Source organism: Actinoallomurus sp. CA-142502 (genome assembly GCF_050936355.1).
In the GTDB taxonomy this organism is placed as follows: domain Bacteria; phylum Actinomycetota; class Actinomycetes; order Streptosporangiales; family Streptosporangiaceae; genus Actinoallomurus; species Actinoallomurus iriomotensis.
On record NZ_JBNJMY010000001.1, the window covers coordinates 6,499,899 to 6,524,564 of the forward strand.

Genomic DNA, 24,666 nt, shown 5'->3' on the forward strand with positions numbered 1-24,666 from the left:
GCGGCCCTATCGCATCGACCTCACGGTCCGCCAGGCGACCGCGTCTCCGAACGACCTACCGCCCATGGACACCATCCGTTGAGACCGCCCCGCGGCCCGACCGACCGGCCCGCAGTCAACGGGTCTCTCACTGACGCCCTCTCACGGACGCCCTCTCACGGACGGCGTCTCACTGACGGCCTCGCTGGCGGCCTCGCTGGCGGGGTCCTCAATGACGGGCCGCCGCTGCCGGCATGCCACGACGAACCCCCGCCGGCCACCACCACCGCGCCGACCTCGCCGTCCCCAAGCCGACCGCTTCTTTCAACAACCCACCGGCCGTGGCCACCGCCATGCACCACGCGAGAAGGCCCCTGCGGTCCTCGCCGCCAGACCTCAGCCTCGCCGGATCACATACGACGATCCTGAGCGCCGTCGTTGTACGTCACTTTCGCCCTTCCGCCATCGCCATTCCCGTCCCTCATCGGCGACCGTGCCTTCCGCTCCGAGCCAATCAGCCACGAACCGGATCAGCAGCAATTCCATGGCCGGCCGGCCAGGCACAGGGTTACGCATAAGCAAAGAATCGCGACTACCCAGACATATCACCGCCGAGTAACGGTCTCGCCTCGAGATGTAGTACAACTACTGCGGTAGTAGATCGCGGAGGGGTACGTAGCCGTCACCGTCGGTGCACGCCGGTGACCGTCTTCGCCTGCTCACGGCATCGCGGCCGGCCAGCAGCGAGATCGCCGTACGCCGAAGCGACACCGAAACCCGAAAAAGCCGTCTGGAGATTCAGTGACACGATCGGAACTTCTCACCGAGGCCGACATCGCCGGTGCCGGTAAGTACGTGATGAAGAAACTCCCCGAGGTCACCCTGGCCTTCTGGGTGATGAAAATCGCGGCGACCACGCTCGGCGAGACGGCAGGCGACCTGTTCTCCCAGACCCTCAAGCTCGGCTACTTCGTCACGACCATCGCGCTCTTCCTCATCTTCGTCGCCACGCTTGTGATCCAGCTCGCGTCCAAGCGGTACAACCCGTTCTTCTACTGGACGGTCATCCTGTCCACGAGCATGGCCGGGACGACGATGTCGGACTTCATGAACCGCGAAGCGAGCGCCGAATACCTCCCCAAAGGGGACAAGTCGCTGGGCTGGGGACCACAGGGCCTCGGCCTGGGCTACCCCGCCGGCGCCGCGATTCTGGTCTCGGTGCTGATCGTCATCTTCGTCATCTGGAAGTTCACCGGTCTGACGTTCCAGATCCGCGACATCGACACGTTCCGGGGCGAAGGACTGTTCTGGGCGGCGATCCTGGTGTCCAACACACTGGGCACGTCCATGGGCGACTTTCTGTCCGACAGTTCGGGGCTCGGCTACGGCGGCGGCGCCCTGCTGATCACCGGGCTGCTCGCGGGGCTCCTCGCGCTCAAGTACGTGCCCGCCGTACCGAACGTCCTGCTGTTCTGGCTCGCCTTCGTCCTGACCCGCCCGTTCGGCGCCACTGCGGGTGATCTGCTCACCAAGCCGGCCGCGAAAGGCGGGCTGGACCTCGGGACCGCCGGCTCATCCGCCGTTCTCCTCGCCGTTCTGTTCGGTCTGATGGCCTGGGCACACCTCCAGGAACGGCGCACCGGGCTCCAGCCGGCCTGACGGCACGCGGTCTCGGAGACCGGCACGACGCCGAGCCTGTGGCGGCGTCCCGGCGCGGCCCCGTCCATCCCGCGATGTACGTGTACATCGGCCGGTGTAGCTCCGCCACCTGCCGGAATCGTCCGGGCGGGCGACGAATGCGCCCACGGCGACGCCTAGCGTTCTCCCTGAGTACGCCCCTGAACCTTCCAAGGAACCGATGATGATCGAGGCCAAGGGCCTGACCAAGCGCTACGGCGACAAGACAGCGGTGAACGACCTGTCGTTCACCGTCAAACCCGGGGTCGTCACCGGGTTCCTGGGCCCGAACGGGGCCGGCAAGTCCACGACGATGCGTATGATCCTCGGCCTGGACCAGCCGACCTCCGGCTCGGTGACCGTCAACGGCCGGCCGTACGCCGACCACGCGGCGCCCCTGCACGAGGTCGGCGCCCTGCTGGAGGCCAAGGCCATCCACACGGGCCGGACCGCCTACAACCACCTGCTCGCGCTCGCCGCGACCACCGGCATCCCCCGTGGCCGGGTCGAGGAGGTCATCGATCTGGTCGGCCTCCGCGACGTCGCCCGCAGGCGCGCCGGCGGCTTCTCTCTCGGCATGGGCCAGCGTCTCGGGATCGCGTCGGCGCTGCTGGGCGATCCCAGGACGCTGATCCTCGACGAGCCGGTCAACGGCCTGGATCCGGAGGGCATCCTGTGGATCCGTAACCTGCTCAAGGATCTGGCCGCCGAGGGACGCGCCGTGTTCGTCTCCTCGCATCTGATGAGTGAGATGGCCCTGACCGCCGAGCACCTCATCGTCATCGGCCGGGGGAAGTTGATCGCCGACACCTCCGTCACCGAGTTCATCGAGCGCGCCTCCGCCGGCCGGGTCAAGGTCCGCTCTCCCCAGGCGGCGCGGCTGCGCGACCTGCTGGCGGGCCCCGACGTCACGGTGGCGGACATCGCGGAGGGCACCCTGCTCGTCAGCGGGCTGACCAGCGACCAGATCGGCACGATCGCCGGAGACAACGGCGTGACGCTGTTCGAGCTGGCGCCGCAGCAGGCCTCGCTGGAAGAGGCGTTCATGGAGCTGACCGGCGAGTCCGTCGAATACCGGGCCCCCGCCCGTACCGCAGAAAGGTCCGCGGCATGACCACCGCCACCACTCCCCTTCGGACCGGCAGGGTCACCCAGCTGCGCGTCCTGAACTCCGAGTGGATCAAGCTCAGGACCCTGCGCTCCACCTTCTGGTCGCTGTTCGCCGCGATCGTCGCGACCGTGGGCCTCGGCATGCTCTTCAGCTGGGGGTTCGCCAGCCGGCTCGGCGACCACCGCCACCCCATCGAGCACGCCGCGACCATCGCGGTGACCGTGCCGCTACGGCCGTACGTCATCGCCCAGCTCGCCGTCGGGGTGCTCGGCGTCATGGTCATCACCGGCGAGTACTCCACCGGGATGATCCGCGCCACCCTGTCCGCGGTCCCCGGCCGGCTCCCCGTGCTGTGGGCCAAGGCCGCGGTGTTCAGCGTGGTCGTCCTGGTCCTGATGGAGATCGTGTCGTTCGTGACCTTCCTCGGCGGTCAGGCGATCCTGTCCACCCACCACGTCCAGGCCACGCTCTCCTCGCCGCAGGCACTCCGGATCGTCGCCGGGGTCGGGCTCTACCTCACGGTCGTCGGGCTGCTGGGCACCGCGCTCGGCGCCATCATCCGCAGTACCGCCGGGGCCATCGCCGCGCTGTTCGGCATCCTGCTGGTGCTCCCGGTCCTCGGTGAGGTGCTCAACCTCACGTCCTGGGGCAAGCACGTCTCGCCGTACCTGCCGAGCAACGCCGGTGGCGACCTGCTCACCAACACCCCCGACCCGGGATCGCTCGGCCCGTGGACGGGGTTCGGGGTCTTCGTTCTCTACACCGCCATCGCGATGGCGGTGGCCGCGTACCTGCTCAAGCGCAGGGACGCCTGACGATCGATGATCGCTTCTTCGCCCGAGGCCGGCCCCGGCGCACTCGTCGTGCGCTGGGGCCTTCGCCTGCGTGCGCTCGCCGGACGGCATCCCGCCGCCGTCGACAGCGCGTTCGCGCTCGTCGTGCTTCTGTTCGGGGTACCTCACCTGTTCCGGGAGCCGCCGAAGCAGCCTCTTCTCGGCTGGGCGCTGCAGATCTCGCTGCTCGTGCCGCTGATCTGGCGGCGACGTACGCCGTTCACGGCCTTCAGCGTGGTCGCGGCGCTGGCGTTCGCCCAGTGGCTCGGCGGAGTACTCCTGTCGACCGGAGACGTCGCCGTGCTCATCGCGCTGTACTCGGTCGCGGCCCACTCGACGCTGCGGCGGCTGCTCGTCGCGGCGGGCATCGTGGAACTCGGCGTCGCGCTGGCCACCGTTCAGTGGGCCCCGCCGGGCCACCTGCAGAAGGTCTTCGTCCTGTTGTCCGGGATGACCACGGCCGCCGCCGTCATCGGGCTGAACATGCGCACCCGCCGCGCCTACCTGGCGTCAGTGGAAGACCGCGCCGCCCGCCTCGAGAAGGAGCGCGACCAGCAGGCGCAGATCGTCGCCGCCGAGGAACGCGCGCGCATCGCCCGTGACGTCCACGACATCGTCACCCACAGCCTGTCGGTCATGGTCGCCCTCACCGACGGCGCCGCGTACGCCCTCCCGGTCGCACCGGAGCGGGCCGCCGAGGCCGTGTCCAAGTCGTCGGAGATCGGGCGTCAGGCCATCGCGGAGATGCAGCGCGTCCTGGACGTACTCCGCCAGGACGCCCCGCCCTCCGCCGGGCTACGGCGCCCGCAGCCGGGGCTGGGCCAGCTCGGCGCGTTGCTCACCGAGGTCCGCGCCGCGGGGCTCCCGGTGGAGTTCGTGGTCACCGGGCAACCGCCCGCCATGGCCTCCGGGGCCGAACTCACCATCTACCGTCTCGTCCAGGAGGCGCTCACCAACGTCCGGAAGCACACCCCGCCGGGCACCGGCGCCCGGGTACGGCTCGAGTACACCACGGCGCACGTGGAGGTCGAGATCACCGATGACGGGCGGCCGGCCGCCCGCCTTCCGGCGGGGCGGCGCACCGGCCACGGCATCGCCGGGATGCGCGAACGCGTCGCGGTGTACGGCGGCCGGTTGCGTGCCGGTCCGCTGCCCGACGGCGGCTGGCGGGTCCACGCGCGCTTCGAACCGTCCCAGCTGAGGAGCACCCGATGATCAACGTTCTCCTCGTCGACGACCAGCCGTTGCTGCGCATGGGCTTCCGGTTGGTGCTGGAGACCCAGCCCGACATCGCCGTCGTCGGTGAGGCCGGCGACGGCGCCGAGGCCCTCGCCCAGGTCGCCTCGGCCGGCCCCGACGTGGTGCTCATGGACGTACGGATGCCGGGCATGGACGGCCTTGAGGCCACCGAGCGGATCACCCGCGACCACGCCGGCTCGCGCGTCCTCATCCTCACGACGTTCGACCTCGACGAGTACGCGTTCGCCGCCCTCCACGCCGGTGCCGCCGGATTCCTGCTCAAGAACGTCCAGCCCGCCGAACTGATCGCGGGCATCCGTACGGTCGCCGCCGGCGACGGCGTCGTCGCGCCCCGGCTCACCCGCGTGCTCATCGAGACGTTCACCCGCCGGAACCCCGCACGGCCCGGCCCGGCCGACGACCCGCGCCTCGGCCGGCTCACCGACCGGGAACGCGAGGTGCTGATCGAGATGGCCAAGGGACTCTCCAACGCCGAGATCGCCACCGAACTCGGGCTGTCGGAGGCGACCGTGAAGACACACGTCAGCCGCATCCTGCCCAAACTCGGCCTCCGCGACCGTGTCCAGGCCGTCGTACTGGCTTATCAGACCGGCCTACTGCGACCGCCGTAGACCAGGGACCTGCCCCGATCCGAGTGATCCGCTTACGTCCGCATTACTATCGAAAGCGTACTACTGCAGTAGTAGGCATTCGTGTCCGTCGCGGTAGTGAATGAGGGTCGCATGTCCATGGTTAACGGCGAGGAAGCGGCGACGCCTTCTCCGGCGGGCCGCGGTTCTGCGCGCGAGGACCTCGGTCGCGGTGTTGTCAGTCCGCCGGCCGGACCGAGTACGCACTCCCGGCGTCTGGTGCTCGCTCTGGGCGTTGTCGCCGTCGGCTACGGACTCGTCCAGCTCCTCGTGACCAGCCGCGTGCCGCTCGGCTGGGACGAGACGGTCTATGTCAGCCAGGTCGCGCGCGGGGTGCCGGCCGCGGTCTTCTCCGCCCCGCGGGCCCGCGGGATCGTGCTGCTCGTCGCACCGGTTTCGCTGATCACCGACTCGGTGATCGCGGTCCGGGTGTATCTGAGCCTGGTGTCGGCGGCCTGCCTCGCCGCCGCCTTCTGGCCTTGGCTGAGACTCCGCCGCAGCCTCATCGTGCCGCTGGCCGCGGCACTGTTCGCGGTCCAGTGGCTGACCATCTTCTACGGCAACGAGGCCATGCCCAACCCCTACGTCGCCTTCGGCGCCGTGGCCTCCGTGGGGTGGTTCCTCCGCGCCGTCGCCGAACCCCGGGCGTGGACGCCGCGGGTGGGGTTGATCGCCGCGTTGGCCGTCACCGCGTTGATGCGGCCCTTCGACGCCGTCTGGATCGCCCTGCCGCTGCTGGCCGCCGGCGCGGTCAAACGGCGCCGGGGACCGTCGCTGTCGGCGCTGTGCGGTCTGGCCGTCGGATGGGCCGAGTGGATCGTCGAGGCGTACGTCTCGTACGGCGGACCGCTCGCGCGGCTGCACGGCGCCGGGGCCGAGAACGAGACCGGCCTGCACTTCAGCCTCGTCGCCCACCTGCGCGCACTCGACGGGCCGCTGCTGTGCCGCCCACCCGTCGACTGCGGCGCCGTCCCGCGCCTGGACGTTCTGTGGTTCGCCGCGATCCCCGTCCTGGCGATGGCGGGTCTGGCCGTCCTGCGCCACCAGCGATCCCCGTACCTGCCCGCCGCCGCGCTCGCGACGACCACCGCCGCCACCATCGCGGCCTCCTACCTGTTGATCGTCGGCTACGCCGCGCCCCGCTTCCTCCTCCCCGCGTACGCGCTGGCCGCGCTGCCGGTCGCCGAGGGCATCACCGGACTGTGCCGGCTGCCTCCCCGCCGGCTGCGCGTCCCAGCCGTCGTCGTCGCCGTCGTGAGCATCGCGGCCTACGCCGGTCTGCAGGCCCGTACCCTGGCGCGCCTGGTGCCGTACGAGGTCCGCGTTCGATCCGCCGACCGTCAGGTCGCCGACCGGGTCGAACGGCTCGGCGTCACCGCACCGTGCCTGTTGTACGGGCACGATGCCGTCCAGATCGCCTACTACGCGCGTTGTTCGTCACGCGGCATCTGGTCCGACTGGGGCGGTGCCCAAACCCCCACCGCCATCACGGCCGCGCTCGCGGCCGGCCGGCACGTCGCCGTCATCAGCCGGACGAAGAAGGCGCCGGCGCCGTTCCTGACCACCTGGCAGCGCCGCAAACTCACCGGCGTCACCGGCACCGGCCACTGGTACGCCTTCCTTCCGCCGGCCGCCTCCGCTCACCCGCCCGCGCGATGACCGAACCGCTGAACCGCCGCCACGGCCGCGCGTGGTCGCGCACGGTCAGAAGTTCAGGTAACGCTCCAGCCGTATGGGCTCGGTGCTGCCCTTCACATAAACGTCGGCCGTCAGGTTGAACATCCCCCAGGCCGCCGTGGTGAGCTCGAAGCCGGTCGAGCGATTCGTGACGACGCGGTCGGGGTCTCGGAAAGTCGGGTGCAAATGGTAGACGACCTTGGTGACACGGTCGAGATCGGAGTCGCTGTCGCCCTCAAGGGCGATGCGGAGCCGGAAGTATCTGTAGCCGTTGCGGTCGAGTGCACTGTCGCGGTGCGCGCTGTGGACCAGATGGACTCTGGGAGCGGCATCGGTCGAGGGCTCGGTGAGTTCGGCCAGTGGCGGCGGCACTTCAAGAACGGGCTGCGCGCCCGGCTGGGGCTCGACCCCGGCCGCGGTCCGCGGGGACGAGGGTCCGAGCTTTATCCCTGATGCCCCCGCCTCGAAGGAGTCGCCGCGCTCGACTCGGCTGTTGATCGCTTCGATGAGTCGCCCCAAGCCGACGCGGAACTTGAATGCGAAGGTCAGCACCACGACCGGCCAGATCAGAGCCTGCAGAAAAGGTATCCAGTCCTTCATTCTTCTCCCAGGTACTCCGCCAGGTCGGTGCCGACCGCCGACGCATTCTTTCACCGGGCCTGTACGAGTCACAACACAATCCGCGCTGACCGATAGTCCAAGCCATGTGGGGCCTGGGCGTGCGGATTCCCGCTGGTCACCGAGCGCGTGAGTGCCGACACAGACGCTGATTCTCTCTGCGAGTCGCCGGGGCGGCTCACGTCACGGAGCCATTCGATCTCGGCTCGGACATCAGGCCGGCCATAGAGCCGGGAGCGTGAGATGCCGCCATGCCCAGCGAACGCACCTGATCGACATCCGCGAAAACCTCATTGCCCGCATCGAGCTTGCCTGTTCCATTCCCATCGAACTCGAGGCCGCGCACCGCGCAACGAAGCGTCGTTCAGGGCTCTGGAACGCAACAAGGCGATGCGCAGGCGGTGGCAAGGATTCCATCGACACCGGTCAGGCCGCTCTCACGCCAAGCGGCCGGGTCGCGGCGCACCGTACGACCGCATTCCCGGCCTGAAGGAACCACGCCCCGAGGGAGCATCTGCGGCCGGTGCGGGCGCGCGTCATCGGGCCGGGCGGCGGCACGTCGCCGGAGCCGAAGTGGCGCCCGCATGGCCAGGACCGACCGCCGCAAGCATCGTCGACGGCCTCAGTCGACGTCGGGCGGAGCGGTCTCGGTGACGTCCTCTTCTTCGAGGTCGGCCATGACTCCGCGCTGGTCGGTACGGCTCCAGGCATGGACGCTCTCGGCGACGAAAAGGACGCCGAGGTAGAACGTGAGCACCGCGTAAGCCGGCCACGCGATGTGCGCGATGGCGGCGATGCCCCCGATGAGCATCCGGCCGTCCCAGCCCAGTCCGGCGTCGAAGACCCAGGCGGCCGGCCACAGCCGTTGCCTGGTCCGGTAGACGGTGTCGTAGTGATGGAAGGCCAGGACGCCGAGGAGCACGTAGACCAGCGGCTTGGGAACCGCGTGAGAGAAGCCCACGGTGGCGAGGTAGCCGTACTCGATGAGCCGGATGATGATGGGCGCCGCCCAGTCCAGCCGCCCGCCGTGCGGGTGCGCCGAGCCCGGGCCGGCCAGCAGCAGCGCCAGCACGGGGGCGAGTAGCACGAGACTGGTCTGGCCGCCGACACCGGCGACCAGCAGGACGAGCGTGACGACGGCGGCCACGATCAGCGGCGGCAGGGGAGGCAACTGCCCGCGGGCCAGCCGGCCCAGGACGCCCGCGATCGGCCCGTCGTCGCGATAGGCCGCCAGCCGGCGCGCGTGGAAGGCGGCCTCGTCGTCGGCGAATGGCGCCGCCCGCGCTCCGAGTGGATTGTTCGGCATGGTCACGTGTGTCTCCGAGTCGTATGGGTCCGGCTGCGGGGCGCGTCCGCCGCGACGACCTATCTACTATTGGAGTAGTACTCGGCGGATAGTACTAGCTGATGCGTATGATGCCGACATGGATGGGGAGGCTCGATGAACGCATCGCCGGAAGAAAGCCCGCCCGGCCGGCGCCCGCCGGGCATGCTGGAGGACGAGTTGCTCGCGGTGCTGTGGGCCACCGGCCGGCCGATGACCCCGGGCGACGTGCAGGTCCACCTCGGCCACCGGCTCGCCTACACCACCGTGATGTCGACCCTCACCCGCCTGTATCGCAAAGGCCTGGTCACCCGGGAACCGACCGGACGCGGCTACACCTACACCCCCGCGGTGAACGAGGCCGACCACACCGCCCGGGCGATGACCGAGCTGCTGAGCCGCCGGACCGACCGCGCCGGCGTGCTCACCCGCTTCGTCTCCTCCCTGCCCCCGGAGGACGAGGCGTTGCTGCAACGGCTGCTCCGCGGCGAAGACGGCCCCTGACATGCACGTCATCGTCTACCTGCCGTTCGTGGTCTCCGCGCTCCTCGCGATCGCCGGACCACGACTGGCGCGCCGGATGCCGCCCAGGGCCGGCACGCGCCTCCTGCTCACCGCCGCGCTGGGCTGCGCGGTCACCGTGCCGCTGACGCTGGGCCTGCTGGCGTGGACGCTGATCGCGCGACTGCCGCTGGTGGCCGCCGTCGGCGCCTGGTCCGGCGACCACCTTCACCACCACGACCCGGTCCCGGCACCGGCCGCCAAGGCGGCCTGCGTCACGCTCGCCGCGCTGGCGTGCGCGCTCGCCTTCGCGACGGCACGCCGGCTGCGCGCGCTGCACCACGTACGGCGCGAAGCCCGGCGGCTCGGAGACGGGCATCTCGTCGTCATCGACGAGCCGGGGATCGAGGCGTTCGCCGTTCCGACCCGCGACGAGCGGGGCGGCCGGATCGTGGTCTCCACCGGAATGCTGCGCACCCTCACCGACGACGAACGCCGCGTGCTGCTGGCCCACGAGACCGCACACCTGAACCACCGTCACCACCGCCACCGCACCCTGGCCACCCTCATCGCCGCGGCCAACCCGATCCTGGCCACGCTCCCCGCGGCCGTCCACCACCTCACCGAACGCTGGGCCGACGAGGACGCGGCGGCCACCACCGACGACCGGCACCTCGCCGCCCGGGCACTCGCCCGCGCCGCGCTCGCCGCCCACGAAGAGAAACAGCGGGCCTCCCCCGGCGACGCGGTGCTGTGCTTCGGCAAGGCAGGCGTCGGCGACCGGGTACGCGCGCTACTCGCCGGCACTCCACGACGCCGCCCCGCCATCGCGGCGCTCCTACTCGCCCTCCTCACCGCGGCCCTGCTCAGCACCGCCGAAGCCGGACACGACAGCGCCCAACAGCTCGACCAGGCCCGCGACCGCTACCACGCCCGGCCGATCGGCGTCTCCGCCGCCGCCCTCCACGAGGTGCGCCACCTCACCGCCGTCGTCGAACACCGCCTCCACCACTGACGCTTTCATCGCAGAACCCGGATGAGCGGTCAGATCCCCGAGATGTGGGCGAGGTGGCCGACGGCCGCGGTGACGGCCATCGCCAGACCTCCCCCGATCACGACGCGGAGCGCGGGGCGCAGGGGATGGCTGCCGGCGACCACGGCGCCGAGGACGCCGGCGACGGCCAGGCCGCAGAGGGTCACCGCGACGATGAGCCACAGCCGCGTCGCGGAACTCGGCGCCAGGAGGCCGAGGAAGGGAATCAGCCCGCCCATCAGGAAGCTGGCCGCCGAGGCGGCGGACGCCTGCAGGGGACGGGCGGCGGTCGTCTCGCTCTGCCCGAGCTCGTCTCGCAGGTGCGCGTGGAGCGGGTCGGTCCGGTGGAGGGCCATGGCGACCTGCCGGGCCAGCTCGTACGGGATCCCGCGCGCCTGGTAGATGCCGGTGAGCTCGTCGAGTTCGCCTTCGGGATCCTGCCGGAGCTCGGTCCGTTCCCTCGCCGCGTCGGCGCGTTCCAGGTCGGCCTGCGAGCTGACCGAGACGTACTCGCCGGCGGCCATGGCCATCGAACCCGCGGCGACACCGGCCAGGCCGGCCGTGACGACGGTTCCGGTACTCGCCTGGCTGGCGGCGACGCCGACCATCAGGCCGGCGGTCGACACCAGCCCGTCATTGGCGCCCAGGACGGCGGCGCGCAGCCAGCCGGAACGCCCGGCGCCATGGCGTTCGACATGTGGGTTGACGACGTGGAAGAAGGACATCTGCCCGCCTTTCAGGATGGAATTCTTCGCCGGTGGAGGCGAGGCGATCCGGTGGTGAGGGCCGACCCGGACGCAGGATGCGGTCGAGGCGTACGGCGGCGCAGCCGAGGACGGACAGGGCGATCGCGATCGCCAGGTCGGGGCCGGTCAGCGGCCGGGTGCCGAGGAGATCGCGCAGCGGCGGCAGGTAGAGCCCGGCCAGTCGCAGCGCGAGGGCGGAGGCGACGGCGACCAGAAGCATCGGATTGGCCCAGGATCGCGGCCGGGAGCGGGAACCGACGGCGACCCCGAGCTGGGCGGCGCCGAGCGTGAAGAAGGCCATGCTCTGCCAGGGCCGGCCGGTGTGGTGCGCCCAGACGGCCACCCCGACCGTGACAGCGGTGAGGACGACGGCGATCGGGAGGACCCGCGCGGCCGGCGCGGTCAGGTCGGACAGGGCGCTGGTCGCGTGGTCGGCGCGGATCTCCTGCCATGTCGGTCCGGTCACCGGTGGCGACGGTCGGCGCGGCGGTCACCAGCAGCACCACGATCAGCGGATCGCGCAGTGGTGAGACGATCCGCCGCCACAGCGGGACCCGCGTCCGTCGCAGGAGGACGTTGAGCCCGGTCGAGGCCGTCTGATGGATCATCGGGTCTCCCCCCTGTCATCGTGCCGACGCGACGGTCACGGAGGGGGCGGCTTCCAGTCTGTGCGGACGTCGATCAGGCGGACAGGGACGAAGGTCCCCTTTGGGCAGGACCGGCCGTACGACCGGTTCATTCGGCGGAGCGCGCCGCTTGCGGTCGGGCCCGCTCAGCTCGGCGGCCTTCGGCCGGAGACGCGGTGAGGGCTCCGCCGGCGGATCGGTCCTGCCACCGCACCGCCAGGCGGATGAGGAGCGGGGCGAGCAACACCATGCAGAACAGGCGGAGGCTCTGCACGCTGGAGATCAACGGGATGTTGGCGTTGGAGGCGGCCGCGGTGGCGATGACGGCGTTGATCCCGCCGGGGGTGGTGGCCAGATAGGCGTCCGTCAACGGGATGTGCACCAGCCTGGACAGCGGCCAGGCGAGCATCGCGCAGGCGACGCTGACGACGACGGAGCAGGCCAGGGCGAGGGGCAGCAGCCGGCCCATCCGGGTGAGGGCCGAACGGGTGAACCGCAGGCCGACGTCCAGGCCGATGACGGTCAGCAGCGCGCTTCGCAGCGCACCGGACGGGGCGAAACCGGTGGTCGTTCCGCTCATGGTGAGCGTCGCCGCGAGCAGCATGGGCCCCAGCAGGGCGGCGCTGGGGAGCCGGAGCCGGCCTGCGGCGACGGCTCCGGCGAACGCGATGACCGCGACCAGCACCAGCCCGGCGCCCTGGTGCGGGCCGGTCACCAGGTGCCAGGCCGGGGGGTTGACAGGGTGTGAACCGCCGGACGGCGCGGGTGAGGCGAGAAGCCGGCCCACCAGTACGGGGGCGGTGGCGGCGATCAGAGCCACGCGAAGGTACTGCATGACGGCGACCAGCCGCGCGTCGGCGCGCATGTCCTCCGCGCAGGCGACCGCCGCCGCCGAGCCTCCCGCCATCATGCCGAGGAGGGCGGTGGGGCGGTCGAGCCGGGCGACCACGGCCAGCAGCGCGGCGGCGGCCAGGCTGAGCGCGACGGTCAGAGCCGTGACGATGGTCAGGGGAACGGCCGCAGTCACGGTCTGACGCAGCGCCGTCGGGCTCAGCGAGGCGCCGATCATCACGCCGAGGACGGCCTGGGAACCGCGGTTCACGGACGGCGGGACCTTGCCGGCGACGAGCCCGCTGATCGCCGCGGCGAAGCCCACGACGAGTGGCACTAGCAGGTGCGATGCCGGCACGACGGATTCGGCGGCTTCTCCCGCGATGCAGGCGGTCACGACGACGAGCAGCCAGCCCCACCGCCGGCGATCACGCGGCCGACGGAAAAGCCCTGGCCACGGCGGGTGAGCAAGCCGATACGCACTCATGGTCAGCACGCTATGCAGTAAAACAAGAACGAATCAAGAAAATGAACATCTCTCTTTGAGAGCTACGATGCGAGGGCGGGGATGAACCGCGCCATGCGCGGCGTCCACCGCATGCGGGACTCGCGATCCACGACGAGCCCCTCATAGCCGGTCCGCTCGGCGAGGTCGGTGAGCCAGTCGTACGCCTGCGGCCCGAGTGCCATCGCGGCGGTGGCGTACCCGTCGGCCCAGGTGAGGCTCGGTCCGATGACGGAGACCTGGAGCAGGCCGGAGGCGGGGCGGCCGGTGCGGGGGTCCCAGACGTGCGCGCCGCGTTCGGCGGTGCCCGAGGTCGCCACGGCCCCGTCGGCCAGTTCGGCGACGGTGAGCACCCGCCCCGGCCGGCGAGGATCGGCGATGCCCACACGCCAGGGCCGGTCGCCGGCCCCACCGCGGACCCGGACGTCACCGCCGGCCCCAAGGGTGTGGCCGGTCAGGCCGTGTGCGGTCAGTGCGGCGCTCGCTCGCTCGGCGGCCCAGCCCTTGACCGCGCCGCACGGGTCGAAGGCGGGCGGGTCGCCGACCGCCCACGCGTCGAACGCGCCTCCGCTCTCGGTCTTGAGCGCATGGCAGAGGTCGAGGATCTCCTGGATCCGCGCGCCCTCCGGGTGGTCGCCGAGTCCGGCGACCCGCAGCGCACCGTCCCTGATCAGGCTGACCGGACTGTCCGTCTTGAAGGGAGAGAAGACCTCGTCGGCGTGGCGCAGGCAGGCGAACGCGGCCTCCGCCGCCGTCGCGAAGAGGTCCGGATCCGTGTCGCCCGGCGCCGCGATGGACATGACCGTCCCCATGATCGGGGCGGTCGCCGTGCGCCGGCCGGTCATATGCCTGCCTTGTCCAATGCCGACTGCAACGACCTGGCGTATCCCCGTGAGGTGTAGGTGGCACCGGACACGACATCGATGTCGGCGCTGTGCGCGGACATCGCCTCGGACTTCAGGACCGGGAGCGCGGCGGCGTCGATCTGCGCGCTGCGGCCGCCGACGTCAGTGTGCCGCAGCACCGTGACGCCGGTGAGCCTGCCGTTGGAGACGACCGCCGCCACCTGCATCGTGCCGTACGGGGTGTCGATCGGATCACCGGTGAAGGTGCCGTGCGCTCCCCGGGGACGCTTCGTTCGCCGGGGCGACGGGGAGTGAGCGGCCGCACCGCCCGGTCCGGCGGTCGAGGCGGGCGTGGAGCCGGTGCCGGCGAGCGCGGACTTCGGCGCACCCGCCGTGTGCGACTTGAATGACAGCAACAGCACCAGGCCGACGGCCGTGGACACCAGCGAGACGGCTACCTTGATCATGTCTGTTCACCTTTCCGCCGGGCTCACAGGTCGAAGGCTTCGACGTGGATCCGGCGCCGGGGTACGCCGGCGCGCTTGAGCTGCTCGGTCGTGGCCTTGACCAGTCCTGGAGGCCCGCACAGGTAGACGTCCCGCCGGGCCGCGTCGGGCACGATTCTCAATAGCGCCCTGGCGTCGAGCGGGTTCCGGCCCCGTACCGTGTCCCCGCCGACGATCGGATAGAGGCCGAAGCGCCGGTTGCGGGCGATGGCCTGCAGTTCCGGCCAGAAGACCAGGTCCTCCTGCCGCGCCGCCCGGTACAGCAGGATCACGTCCGCCCCGAACCCCGGCAAGGTCTCATAGAGCGCGCGGATCGGTGTGATGCCCACACCGCCCGCGATCAGCAGGGTCGGGCGCCGCAGACCGGAACGGATCGCGCCGCGGCGGGCCGTGAGCGCTCCGTACGGCCCCTCGATCCACACCCGGGTGCCGCGCCGCAACCGCTCGAGCCGCCCGCTGCCGTCTCCGAGGTTCTTGACGGTGATGCGCATCGTACGGTCGGTCGGAGCCGCCGACAGGGAGTACGGGTGGGACTCCCACCACAGCCCGCGGGACAGGAACCGCCACCGCAGGAACTGCCCGGGCTCGGCGCCGAGCCGGTCCAGGCGGCGGCCGGTCAGGTAGATGGAGATGACGCCGGGCCCCTCGGTCACGACCTCCGCGACGCGCAGCGAGTGCCGGACCGACCGCCACACCGGCAGGACGAGACGGAAGACCAGCACGGCGGCGAGGACCGCGATGTGAGCAGCCGACCAGATGGCCCGGTTGCGTACGGAGTTGGAGAAGTCGGCGCCGTTGGCGAACTCGTGGGCGAACGCCAGCGCCATCGCCAGATAGACGTACAGGTGGGCGAAGTGCCAGGTCTCGTAGGAGAGCCTGCGGCGAACCGTCCGCGCCGACAGGACCCCGACCATGACCAGCAGGCCGAGCGCCGCCGTGGCCATCAGCACGTCCGGGTAGGAGACCTCCACCGTGACGGTCTCCGTGACCGGATCGGTGCCCGACTGCATCCCGTAGCCGACCACGAGCAGGAGAGCGTGGGAGACCAGCAGGATCACCGTGTACTCGCCGAGTGCCCGGTGGTGGCGGGCCGCGACGTCGGAGCCGACCCGGTTGTCCAGGAGGGGGACGCGGGCCATCAACGCCACCAGCACGAGCAACAGATAGGCGCCGAGCATCCCGGCGATCCGCCCCGCCGCGGTCACATAGTCACCGGTGCCGTGCAGCGAGCCCGCCGTCGTGTCCTGCCACCAGACGGCGAGCACCGCTCCCGCCCCGGCGGCGATGACCAGGACGAGCATTCGTTCCCACACGTGCCCGGGCCTCGGAAGCAGGCCCGCCGTCGCCCCCGGAGGGTGCGGGCTCGCCTGCGGTCGTGCGGTACGCGTGGCCGGCACGGCACCTCCAACGATCGACACCGATCTCCCGGAGGGAGCGGACCCGGCTCACTGTGTCAAACCATGTGCATGCCTGTGACCAGGAGAATCTTCATAAATCGTTCAGATTGTCCGGAGTCCGCCCCTGGGTCGATCCGAGCGTGCCGGAAGGTGCCTGTCCGTACTCCCTCGAGCACCGCCGGCTCATCGCGGGGGTTCAGCTGGAGGGAGAGAACCCGCCGAACGACTCGGGGTCGGCGCGGCGTGCCTGTTCCAGCCGCATCAGTGCGCGGTCGCGACGCTCGACGTGGTCGGCCCAGTCCTCGGGCGGCAGGGTCGCGTGCACCTCCGCGGCGACGCGGGCGACGAGGTCCGGGGTCCAGGGGTCGTGCTGTCCGCGTTCGGCGCCCATCCGGGCGTACGCCGGACCGAGCACCTCCGCGTGGCGCTCGATCCCGCCCCGGGTGTTCAGCTCCGCGGTCGCGAACGGCCCGAGGACGGACCACCGCCGGCCCAGCCCCGAGTTGACAACGAGGTCGACGTCGGCCGGTGTGGCGACGCCGTCGCGCACCAGGCAGTACGCCTCTCGCAGCAGGGCGCCCTGCAGCCGGTTGAAGATGAAGCCCTCGTTCTCCCTGCCGACCAGGACCGGCACCATGCCGGCCGCGGACAGCAGCTCTCGGGCGCGCTCGACCGTCTCCGGGGCCGTGAACGGCGCCGGGGCGAGCTCGGCGATCGGCAACAGGTACGGCGGGTTGCCGGGGTGCACGACGAGGCACCGCGCCCGGCCGGGCAGCGCGTCCGCGAACCGTGAGCAGGGGATCATCGACGTGGAGCTCGCCAGCACCACCTCGGGCCCGGTGCGCCGGTCGAGCTCGGCGAACAGCTCCCGCTTGACCTCCAGCGACTCGACCACGCACTCCTGGACGTACGCGGTGCCCGCCAGCGCCTCGCCGAGGTCGGCCGTCGCCGTGACGAGGTCGAGCGCCGCCTCGTCGGCGAGACCGAACCCGGCGAGCTCGGCCAGCCGGCGCTCCACCTCCGGCCGCGCCGCCGCGACCCGGCCGGGGTCGAGGTCGTACAGGGCGACGCGATGGCCGGCGCGGGCGAAGACGATCGCCCACGCCACCCCGATGCTGCCCGCGCCGACGACCGTGACGGCCGGCGATGACACGTCGCTCACGCCGTGACCTCTCGCTCGTTCTGTCGCTCGTTCTTGCGCCGGTACGCGCGCCACGTCGTCGCCCAACGGGCCGGGTCGTCGAGGGAGGCGGTGTCGATCTGGGCCACGACCTGGTTGTGCGGCGCGGACCTGACCAGCTCCGGGTCGGTGCGTCCCTCCTCCATCACGTGGGCCAGCACGTCGATCCAGTAGTCGATGTCCTCCTTCGACCACCCCTCACCGGCCTCGGGGGTGAACGGCTCCGGCACGATCCAGGGCTCGTGGCTGAGCCAGAACGCGTCCACGCCGTAGTCGGTCATCCGGTTCTGGACGTCCACGGCGGTCACGCCGGTCTCCTCCGTGTACTCGCCGAGGCTGTAGCGCGTCATCTCCAGCCGCCGGGCGGTGAGGTGGTCGAACGACTTGGTGACGCCGGGGATGGCGAGCAGTCGCGTCTCCATGTAGTTGTTGGCCAGCACCGAGATGTCGGCCGCCTCGCGGATGCCGTCGGCGCCCATCGCCAGCGTCCACGAGTAGGCCTTCACGACCTGCGGCAGGTTCCCCAGGAACTCGCGGACCCGGCCCACGCCCGCCTCGTTCTCCCGCCGCTCGTACCCGGAGTCCGTGCGGACCACGAGCGGGCCCGGCAGGAAGGGTTCGAGCTCGGGCGTGCAGCCGTACGCACCGACGGCCGGGCCGCCGCCGCCCTTCGGCGCGCCGAAGGTCTTGTGCAGCATGAACATGCACGCGTCGAAGCCCAGCTCCGCCGCCCGGATGCGGCCCATCACCCCGTTGAAGTTGGCGTGGTCGTAGAAGCACAGGCCGCCGGCCTCGTGCACGAGGTCCACCCACTCCTTGATGTGCGGGTTGTAGATGCCCATGTCGTCCGGATTGTTGATCATCAGCGAGGCGGTGCCGTCGCCGACGACGGCGCGCAGCGCGTCCAGGGACGGGTAGCCGTCCCGCTCCACCGGCAGCGTGATCACGTTGAATCCGGCGGCCGCCGCGGTGGCCGGGTTGCACGGGTGGGCCTGGGCGGTGGTGATCACGTCGCGCCGCTGCGCGAGCTCACCGCGCGACTCGTGGTACGCGCGGGTGACGCAGGCGTGGACGTAGGCGGCCGCCGCGCCCCCGCCGGCCTGGAAGATGAACCGTCCCATCCCCGACAGCTCGCGCAGCATCAGGTCGAACTCGTGCACGATCTCGAGCAGCCCCTGAATGGCGGCGTCGTCCTGGTGCGGGTGGATCTCGGCGAGCTGGTCGCGTGCCGCGAGCAGTTCGCCCACGCGGGGGTTGTACTTCATCGTGCACGTGCCGAACAGGCTGATGCCGATCATGCCCATGGTCTGCTGTGACAGCCGCAGGTAGTGACGCAGCACGTCGGGCTCGGCGACCTCCGGCAGCGCCGGCGGCGTCGTACGCCGCATGCCCTCCGGCAGCAGGTCCCCGGCGGCCTCGATCGGGCCGGGCGGCACGGTGCCGCGGCGGCCGGGCGCGCCCTGCTCCATGATCAGAGGTTCGTCCCAGACGGCGGCGTGGTAGCGGCGGGGGAAGCTGTTCATGCGGCGACCACCTCGTGAAGGGCGCTGACCAGCGCGGTGATGTCATCGTCCGTGTGGATCTCGGTGACGCAGTACAGAGCCGCCTGGCCCAGCTCGGGGAAGTCGGCGGACAGGTCCTTGCCGCCGAAGATCCCCCGGGCGCGCAGTGCCGCGTTGACCTGCGCCACGGTCCGGCCCGTGGCGGTGAAGTCCACGACGAACTCCTTGAAGAACCCGGACGGCCACCGCACGCTCACCCCGGGGACCGTGCCGATGCGCCGGGCGGCGTACGCGCTGTTCGCCGCGATGGTCGCGCCGATGTCGGCGAATCCCCGCGGTCCCATCAGGGCCATGTAGACCGCGTTGACGACCGTCCAGAGGTAGACCGAGTTCCCGGTCCAGTCGTTGCCCTCCTCGCGCGATCCGTAGGAGGTCTGGTGGAACAGCGTCATGCCGAACGCGCGCTCGCCCGGGACCCTCGTGTCCGCGAGGCTGACCTGCAACGTCGGGTACTCCCGCGCGTACCGCTCCTCGTCCCGGGTGGCGATGAAGCCCCCGACACCGCCTCCGGCGTTCATGTGGACGCCGAGCGGCTGGGTGGTGCCGACCGTGATGTCGGCGCCGTACTCCGACGGCGGCTTGAGCACGCCGAGGGAGATCGGGTCGACGCCGACGATCGTCTCCGCGCCGTGCCCGCGCGCGAGCCGGGCCACGGCGGCGGCGTCGGCCTCGACCACGCCGAGGTGGTTGGGCGTCTCGAGGTACACCGCCGCGGTCGCGTCGCCGACCTTGGCCTCCAGGTCGGCCAGGTCCAGCCGTCCGGTGTCCGGGTCGTGCCGGGCGACGACCACGGCGATCGCCTCGCCGCCCTCGCCCCCGCAGTAGGTGCGGATCACGGCGAGACGCTCCGGGTCGAGTGTGGCCGGCACGACCACCTCACGGCGGCCGGTCATCCGCGCCGCCATCCGGATCGCGTGCCCTGCCGCGGCGCCCCAGCTGTAGACCGGCAGGCCGACGAAGTCCATGCCGACCAGCTCACCGAGCTGCGAGGCGTACTCGAACCAGGCCTGATTGCGGCCGTGGTCGGAGGACGGCGTGCCCCAGACGGGGGTCAGGAACTCGCTGCGCGAGGCGATCTCGTCGCAGACGGCCGGCACGTAGTGCTGCCAGCAACCCGCGCCGAGGAAGTTCAGGTTCTCCGCGCAACTGTCGTTGCGGTCGAGCAGCCGCCGTACGTGCCGGCGCACGCTCGCCTCCGCGCGGACGCCGTCGCCGAGGGCGATCGGCTCGGCCGCGAGATGGTCGGCCGGGATCTGCTCGAACAGCTCGTCGACGTCGGTGACGCCGGCCGCCCGCATCATCGCGGCCCTGGCGTCCGGCGTCGAGTTCGGCATGTACGGATGTGCCACGCCCACTCCTTTCTGTGCACGTTGTTCGCCGCTAGGGCCTGTCTCAAAGCCCCGCGTCCTACTGCTACGGACCGGGACTTCGAGACAGGCCCTCGGCGACGATCCGCAGGACGGTGCTCCGGCCGCGCCCGGTGCGTACCTTGCGGTAGCCCGTGATCGGGGCGGTCGCGTGCTCGTCGCCGACGTCGATCCGCAGCACCGGCGGGTCGAGCGCGGCGACCTTGCCGCGGTCGGCGAGTATCTCGATGTGGCCGGCGCCGACCGCGTCGAGCACGGTGGCGCTGAGCTGCTGGTTTCCCCGGCCGAGCAGGAAGCCCTGGCCGCCCACGACGCCGAGCACCAGCGTCGCCGCCGGGTGCTCGGCGAGCAGCGCCAGCAGTTCGGTCTCGCTCGCGTCCTCGGCGACCAGCCGCCCGCCGAGGACGGCGTCGACGCCGAGCAGCGACGCGGGCAGGCCGAGCGCGGCGTTCACGTACGCGACGGTGGTGCCCGGTCCGAGCAGGTAGACCCGGTCGTCGCGCATCTCCCCGGCCACCTCGCGGCCGAGCGCGGCGAGGTCGGCGTCGCCGGAGCGCGCGGTGAACGCCTTGGCCCGCTGCAACGCGCTCCCCGCGTCCGGCACGCGCGCGACGCCGAACACGCGCGGCCCGTCGCCGGCCAGGTCGACCACCTCGGCGTCGCGGCAGGCGCCGGGCCGGGCGAGGAACCGGGCCGCGGTCTCCCCGGCCGCCTCCGGTCCGGTCGCGAACACCCCGGAGTGCATCTTGACCCCGGACGGCACGCCGAGCACCGGCACCGAGGTCCCGGCCGCCTCGACGACGTCGCGCGCCGTGCCGTCCCCGCCGGCGAACAGCACCAGCGCGACGCCGGCGTCCGCCATCCGCCGTACGGCCTCGCGGGTGTCCTCCGCCGTGGTCGGGCCGGTTCGCGTCCGCGGCAGGATCTCGGCGACTCCCCCGGTCACGTGGTCACCGCCCAGCGGGCCCTCGGCGGCGAGGACCGGGACGTCCGGCGCCAGAGCGCGCAGGCGCTCCAGCGCGCGGCGCGCGCGGTGCGGTGCGACGGCGACCGCGCCCCGGCGTACCGCCGCCTCCAGCGCCGGCCCGTCGGTCCCGTGCAGGCCCACCCGGCCGCCCATGCCGGCGATCGGGTTGACGACGAGACCGAGCCGTGGCGTCACGCGCCCTCCCGCGCCACGGCGGCGACCGCGAACGCCGTTTGCTCGCTCCGCTCGGTCATGAGCCCTCCTACGTCGGAGGAAGTGACCACTGGGACGCGCCTTCCGATTCCCTCGCTCCGCTCGGTCATGAGCCCTCCTACGTCGGAGGGAGTGACCACTGGGACGCGCCTTCTGATTCCCTCGCTTCGCTCGGTCATAAGTCCTCCTACGTCGGAGGAAGTGACCACTGGGACGCGCCTTCCGATTCCCTCGCTTCGCTCGGTCATGGCAGCAGGCGGAGGTCGCGTGCGACGTCGTCCAGGGCCTGCCGGGCCAGCGCGGCCATCTCGTCGATCTCGTCCTCGGTGACCACGAACGGCGGCGAGAAGGCGATCGAGTCCGAGGCCGGCAGGGCGCGGCTGATGACGCCGAGCTCGCGGGCGCGCTGGACGACCGCGGCCGACATCTTCAGCGCCGGGTCGAACGCCGTGAACGGAGCCTTGGACTTGACGAACTCGACCGCGCCGAGCAGCCCGTAGCCGCGGACCTCGCCCACCAGCGGGTGGTCGGCGAACTCGGCGCGCAGGCGTTCGGCGAGGTGGTCGCCGCGCGCCTTGGCCTGCCGCATGAGCCCGTCCCGCTCGATGATGTCGAGGTTGGTCATGGCCGCCGCGGCGGCGAGCGGGTGCGCCGAGTAGGTGTAGCCGTGGCTGAAGACGCCGTACTTGTCCGCGCCACTGGCGATCACGTCCCACACGGGCGCGGAGACGATGCACGCCGACAGCGGCACGTACGCCGAGGTGATCCCCTTGGCGACCGTGATGAGGTCCGGCCGGATCCCGAAGACCTCCGAGCCGAAGGTGTCGCCGGTACGGCCGAACCCGCACACCACCTCGTCGGCGATCAGCAGCACGTCGTACCGGCTCAGCACCTCCTGGATCGCCGGGAAGTACGACGCGGGCGGGACGATGACGCCGCCGGCGGCCTGGACGGGCTCGGCGATGAACGCCGCGACCGTCTCGGGTCCCTCGGCGAGGATCAGGCGTTCCAGCTCGTCGGCGAGGTCACGGACGAACTCCTCCTCGCTCTGGCCCTCCTGCTGCTCCCACAGCCGGTGCGGGGCACGGACGAAGTGCACCATCGGCAGCGGCAGGTCGAACCCGGCGTGCATGCCGGGCAGGCCGCACAGGCTGCCGGACATCACCGTCACGCCGTGGTAGCCGCGGCGCCGCGAGATGATCTTCTTCTTCTCCGGCCGGCCGAGGACGTTGTTGTAGTACCAGACGAGCTTGACCTGGGTGTCGTTGGCGTCGGAGCCGCTGTTGCCGAAGAAGACCTTCGACATCTCCCCCGGCGCCATCGCGATGAGCCGCTGGGCGAGCCGCGCGACCGGTTCGTTCCCCATCGACGCGAACGTGTGGTAATAGGGCAGCCGCTCGGTCTGGACCCGCAGCGTCTCGGCCATCTCGGTGTTGCCGTAGCCGATGTTGACGCACCACAGGCCGGCCATCGCGTCGAGGTAGGTCCGGCCACGCGTGTCGGTCAGCGTCGACCCGTGCCCCTCGACCATGGTCAGCGGGCCGTGCTGCTGGTGTTCACGCAGCTGGGTGAACGGGTGGAAGAAGAACTCTTTGTCGATGTCCTCGATCGTCATGGGCACCCGCATTCGTGTGAGTCGGTGTCGGAGAGGAGACGGGTCGGGCGCCGGGCCGGCGACCGCGCGGTCAATGTAGCAAGGAATGGCCGCAAAGCGTACACTTGCCCGCAATCCGGCCAAACCGCGAACAAGCTGCTGTTTCGCGGGACATGCCGGGGCTTCGGATTTGGAGGACGAACGCCGTGAACTCGACCTTTGACCGCACTCGTCTGCGCGATCCCGGCCTGTTGCGCGAGGACCTCTTCATCGACGGCGAGTGGACGCCCGGCTCGGCCGGTGAGCGCGCCGACGTCCTCGACCCCGCGACCGGCGCGGTCGTCGCCCGCATGGCCTCCGCCACTGAGGCGGACGTGGTCCGCGCGGTCGAGGCGGCGAAGGCCGCCGCTCCCGGATGGGCGCGCGTCACCGCGCCCGAGCGCGCCCGGATCCTGCGCCGGTGGTACGAGCTGATCGTCGCGAACGCCGACGACCTGGCGACGATCCTCACCGCCGAGCAGGGCAAGCCGCTCGCCGAGGCCCGCGGCGAGATCCTGTACGGCGCCGGCTTCGTCGAGTGGTACGCCGAGGAGGCCAAGCGCACCTACGGCGACGTCATCCCGACCAACGCGGCCGGCCGCCGGCTCCTCGCGGTGCGCCAGCCGGTCGGCGTGAGCGCCTCCATCACGCCGTGGAACTTCCCGTCGGCGATGATCCTGCGCAAGGCCGGGCCCGCGCTCGCGGCCGGCTGCCCGATGATCATCAAGCCCGCCGAGGAGACGCCGCTGTCGGCCACCGCCCTCGCCGAGCTGGGCGTCCGGGCGGGCATCCCGGCCGGTGTGCTCGGCGTCGTGTCGGGCGAGCCGGCGATGATCGGGAAGATCCTGACCTCGCACCCGGCGGTGCGGGCGCTCAGCTTCACCGGCTCCACCGAGGTCGGCAAGCTGCTCATGGCGCAGAGCGCGCGCACCGTCAAGAAGGTCGCGCTCGAACTCGGCGGCAACGCGCCGCTGATCGTGTTCGACGACGCCGACCTGGACGCCGCGGTCGCCGGTGCGATGGCCTCGAAGTTCCGCAACGCCGGGCAGACCTGCGTGTGCGCGAACCGGATCCTCGTGCAGTCCGGCGTGCACGACGCGTTCGTCGAGCGGCTCCGCGTCGCGGTCGAGGCGCTGAAGGTCGGCAACGGCTTCAAGGAGGGATCCGAGCAGGGGCCGCTGATCTCGCCGGCCGCGGTCGCGAAGGTCGAGCGGCACATCGGCGACGCGGTGGGCGCCGGCGCCACCGTCCTGGCCGGCGGCGGACGGCACGAGCTCGGCCGCACGTTCTTCCAGCCCACGCTGCTCACCGGGGTGCGGCCGGACATGCTGATCTCCCGGGAGGAGACCTTCGGCCCGGTCGCCCCCGTCATCGCGTTCGACACCGAGGACGAGGCGATCGCGATCGCCAACGACACGCCGTTCGGCCTCGCCGCGTACTTCTTCACCACCGACCTGGGCCGGACGTGGCGGGTGGGCGAGGCGCTGGAGTTCGGCGTCGTCGGCGTCAACACCGGCCTGATCTCCTACGAGGGGGCGCCGTTCGGCGGCGTCAAGGAGTCCGGGCTCGGCCGCGAGGGCTCGCGGCACGGCATCGACGAGTTCACCGAGCTGAAGTACCTCTGCGTGGACGGCGTCGGCTGAGCC

Annotated in this window: 24 protein-coding genes; 10 read left to right on the forward strand and 14 right to left on the reverse strand. The window is 71.4% G+C overall.

The features are described from left to right. Window positions 1–780: 780 nt before the first annotated feature. The 6 genes from ACQEV1_RS30670 (at window position 781) to ACQEV1_RS30695 (ending at window position 7,148) form a co-directional block, all read left to right on the forward strand. Window positions 781–1,638, forward strand: coding sequence for a COG4705 family protein (locus ACQEV1_RS30670; RefSeq protein ID WP_285622474.1), 858 nt, complete (start codon window positions 781–783; stop codon window positions 1,636–1,638). 202 nt (window positions 1,639–1,840) lie between these two features. Beyond that, window positions 1,841–2,770, forward strand: a complete 930-nt coding sequence (locus ACQEV1_RS30675; RefSeq protein WP_433398020.1) for an ABC transporter ATP-binding protein — start codon at window positions 1,841–1,843, stop codon at window positions 2,768–2,770. Next, a complete protein-coding gene (locus ACQEV1_RS30680; RefSeq protein WP_285622480.1) occupies window positions 2,767–3,582 on the forward strand; it encodes an ABC transporter permease subunit in 816 nt (271 codons plus the stop codon). Before ACQEV1_RS30675 ends, ACQEV1_RS30680 begins: the two co-directional genes overlap by 4 nt. A 6-nt stretch (window positions 3,583–3,588) precedes the next feature. Next, window positions 3,589–4,815 carry a sensor histidine kinase gene (locus ACQEV1_RS30685; protein ID WP_433398022.1) on the forward strand — a complete coding sequence of 409 codons (1,227 nt, stop codon included), beginning with the start codon at window positions 3,589–3,591 and terminating at the stop codon, window positions 4,813–4,815. Further along, the gene (locus ACQEV1_RS30690) at window positions 4,812–5,471 is read left to right on the forward strand and encodes a response regulator (protein ID WP_285622484.1); all 660 of its coding nucleotides are present in this window, start codon (window positions 4,812–4,814) and stop codon (window positions 5,469–5,471) included. The genes ACQEV1_RS30685 and ACQEV1_RS30690 overlap by 4 nt, the downstream gene beginning before the upstream one ends. A gap of 111 nt (window positions 5,472–5,582) precedes the next feature. Beyond that, the gene (locus ACQEV1_RS30695) at window positions 5,583–7,148 is read left to right on the forward strand and encodes a hypothetical protein (RefSeq protein ID WP_433398025.1); all 1,566 of its coding nucleotides are present in this window, start codon (window positions 5,583–5,585) and stop codon (window positions 7,146–7,148) included. A gap of 45 nt (window positions 7,149–7,193) precedes the next feature. Here ACQEV1_RS30695 and ACQEV1_RS30700 read toward each other — a convergent pair whose 3' ends face one another. Continuing rightward, window positions 7,194–7,766: a pYEATS domain-containing protein gene (locus ACQEV1_RS30700; RefSeq protein WP_433398026.1), complete on the reverse strand. Its 573-nt coding sequence runs from the start codon at window positions 7,764–7,766 to the stop codon at window positions 7,194–7,196. Window positions 7,767–8,022: 256 nt separating this feature from the next. Here ACQEV1_RS30700 and ACQEV1_RS30705 point away from each other — a divergent pair, with 256 nt between their 5' ends. Beyond that, window positions 8,023–8,274, forward strand: coding sequence for a hypothetical protein (locus ACQEV1_RS30705; protein WP_433398028.1), 252 nt, complete (start codon window positions 8,023–8,025; stop codon window positions 8,272–8,274). A gap of 132 nt (window positions 8,275–8,406) precedes the next feature. Here ACQEV1_RS30705 and ACQEV1_RS30710 read toward each other — a convergent pair whose 3' ends face one another. Continuing rightward, window positions 8,407–9,090 (reverse strand): DUF5941 domain-containing protein, encoded by a 684-nt coding sequence (locus ACQEV1_RS30710; RefSeq protein WP_433398030.1) that lies wholly within the window; start codon window positions 9,088–9,090, stop codon window positions 8,407–8,409. Between the two features lie 135 nt (window positions 9,091–9,225). Here ACQEV1_RS30710 and ACQEV1_RS30715 point away from each other — a divergent pair, with 135 nt between their 5' ends. Continuing rightward, complete coding sequence (locus ACQEV1_RS30715; RefSeq protein ID WP_285622493.1) at window positions 9,226–9,612, forward strand: BlaI/MecI/CopY family transcriptional regulator; 387 nt, start codon at window positions 9,226–9,228, stop codon at window positions 9,610–9,612. A 1-nt stretch (window position 9,613) separates the two neighbouring features. Continuing rightward, window positions 9,614–10,624, forward strand: a complete 1,011-nt coding sequence (locus tag ACQEV1_RS30720; protein ID WP_433398032.1) for a M48 family metalloprotease — start codon at window positions 9,614–9,616, stop codon at window positions 10,622–10,624. A gap of 29 nt (window positions 10,625–10,653) precedes the next feature. On the opposite strand, the gene ACQEV1_RS30725 is transcribed toward ACQEV1_RS30720, so the two are convergent. The 12 genes from ACQEV1_RS30725 to ACQEV1_RS30780 form a co-directional block, all read right to left on the reverse strand. Beyond that, entirely contained in the window at window positions 10,654–11,367 is a 714-nt protein-coding gene (locus ACQEV1_RS30725) for a VIT1/CCC1 transporter family protein (RefSeq protein ID WP_285571549.1), read from the reverse strand. Next, a complete protein-coding gene (locus ACQEV1_RS30730; protein ID WP_433398034.1) occupies window positions 11,276–11,854 on the reverse strand; it encodes a cation transporting ATPase C-terminal domain-containing protein in 579 nt (192 codons plus the stop codon). Before ACQEV1_RS30730 ends, ACQEV1_RS30725 begins: the two co-directional genes overlap by 92 nt. Window positions 11,855–12,123: 269 nt before the next feature. After that, window positions 12,124–13,242 carry an AbrB family transcriptional regulator gene (locus ACQEV1_RS30735; protein ID WP_433398036.1) on the reverse strand — a complete coding sequence of 373 codons (1,119 nt, stop codon included), beginning with the start codon at window positions 13,240–13,242 and terminating at the stop codon, window positions 12,124–12,126. A 152-nt stretch (window positions 13,243–13,394) separates the two neighbouring features. Then, the gene (locus ACQEV1_RS30740) at window positions 13,395–14,195 is read right to left on the reverse strand and encodes an FAD:protein FMN transferase (protein WP_433398038.1); all 801 of its coding nucleotides are present in this window, start codon (window positions 14,193–14,195) and stop codon (window positions 13,395–13,397) included. After that, entirely contained in the window at window positions 14,192–14,662 is a 471-nt protein-coding gene (locus tag ACQEV1_RS30745) for an FMN-binding protein (RefSeq protein WP_433398040.1), read from the reverse strand. Before ACQEV1_RS30745 ends, ACQEV1_RS30740 begins: the two co-directional genes overlap by 4 nt. 23 nt (window positions 14,663–14,685) lie before the next feature. Continuing rightward, window positions 14,686–16,098 carry a ferredoxin reductase family protein gene (locus ACQEV1_RS30750; protein WP_433398042.1) on the reverse strand — a complete coding sequence of 471 codons (1,413 nt, stop codon included), beginning with the start codon at window positions 16,096–16,098 and terminating at the stop codon, window positions 14,686–14,688. A gap of 196 nt (window positions 16,099–16,294) precedes the next feature. Continuing rightward, a complete protein-coding gene (locus ACQEV1_RS30755; protein ID WP_433398044.1) occupies window positions 16,295–17,260 on the reverse strand; it encodes a 3-hydroxyacyl-CoA dehydrogenase in 966 nt (321 codons plus the stop codon). Then, window positions 17,257–18,801 carry an aminomethyl-transferring glycine dehydrogenase subunit GcvPB gene (gene gcvPB / locus ACQEV1_RS30760; protein WP_433398046.1) on the reverse strand — a complete coding sequence of 515 codons (1,545 nt, stop codon included), beginning with the start codon at window positions 18,799–18,801 and terminating at the stop codon, window positions 17,257–17,259. Before gcvPB ends, ACQEV1_RS30755 begins: the two co-directional genes overlap by 4 nt. Beyond that, window positions 18,798–20,189 (reverse strand): aminomethyl-transferring glycine dehydrogenase subunit GcvPA, encoded by a 1,392-nt coding sequence (gene gcvPA, locus ACQEV1_RS30765; RefSeq protein WP_433398048.1) that lies wholly within the window; start codon window positions 20,187–20,189, stop codon window positions 18,798–18,800. Before gcvPA ends, gcvPB begins: the two co-directional genes overlap by 4 nt. A gap of 64 nt (window positions 20,190–20,253) precedes the next feature. Beyond that, window positions 20,254–21,369, reverse strand: coding sequence for an ATP-NAD kinase family protein (locus ACQEV1_RS30770; protein ID WP_433398050.1), 1,116 nt, complete (start codon window positions 21,367–21,369; stop codon window positions 20,254–20,256). After that, entirely contained in the window at window positions 21,366–21,566 is a 201-nt protein-coding gene (locus ACQEV1_RS30775) for a hypothetical protein (RefSeq protein WP_433398052.1), read from the reverse strand. The genes ACQEV1_RS30770 and ACQEV1_RS30775 overlap by 4 nt, the downstream gene beginning before the upstream one ends. 65 nt (window positions 21,567–21,631) lie before the next feature. After that, window positions 21,632–23,002, reverse strand: a complete 1,371-nt coding sequence (locus ACQEV1_RS30780) for an aminotransferase (RefSeq protein WP_433398054.1) — start codon at window positions 23,000–23,002, stop codon at window positions 21,632–21,634. Window positions 23,003–23,187: 185 nt separating this feature from the next. On the opposite strand from ACQEV1_RS30780, the gene ACQEV1_RS30785 reads away from it, so the two are divergent. Further along, a complete protein-coding gene (locus ACQEV1_RS30785) occupies window positions 23,188–24,663 on the forward strand; it encodes an NAD-dependent succinate-semialdehyde dehydrogenase (protein ID WP_433398056.1) in 1,476 nt (491 codons plus the stop codon). Window positions 24,664–24,666: the final 3 nt, after the last annotated feature.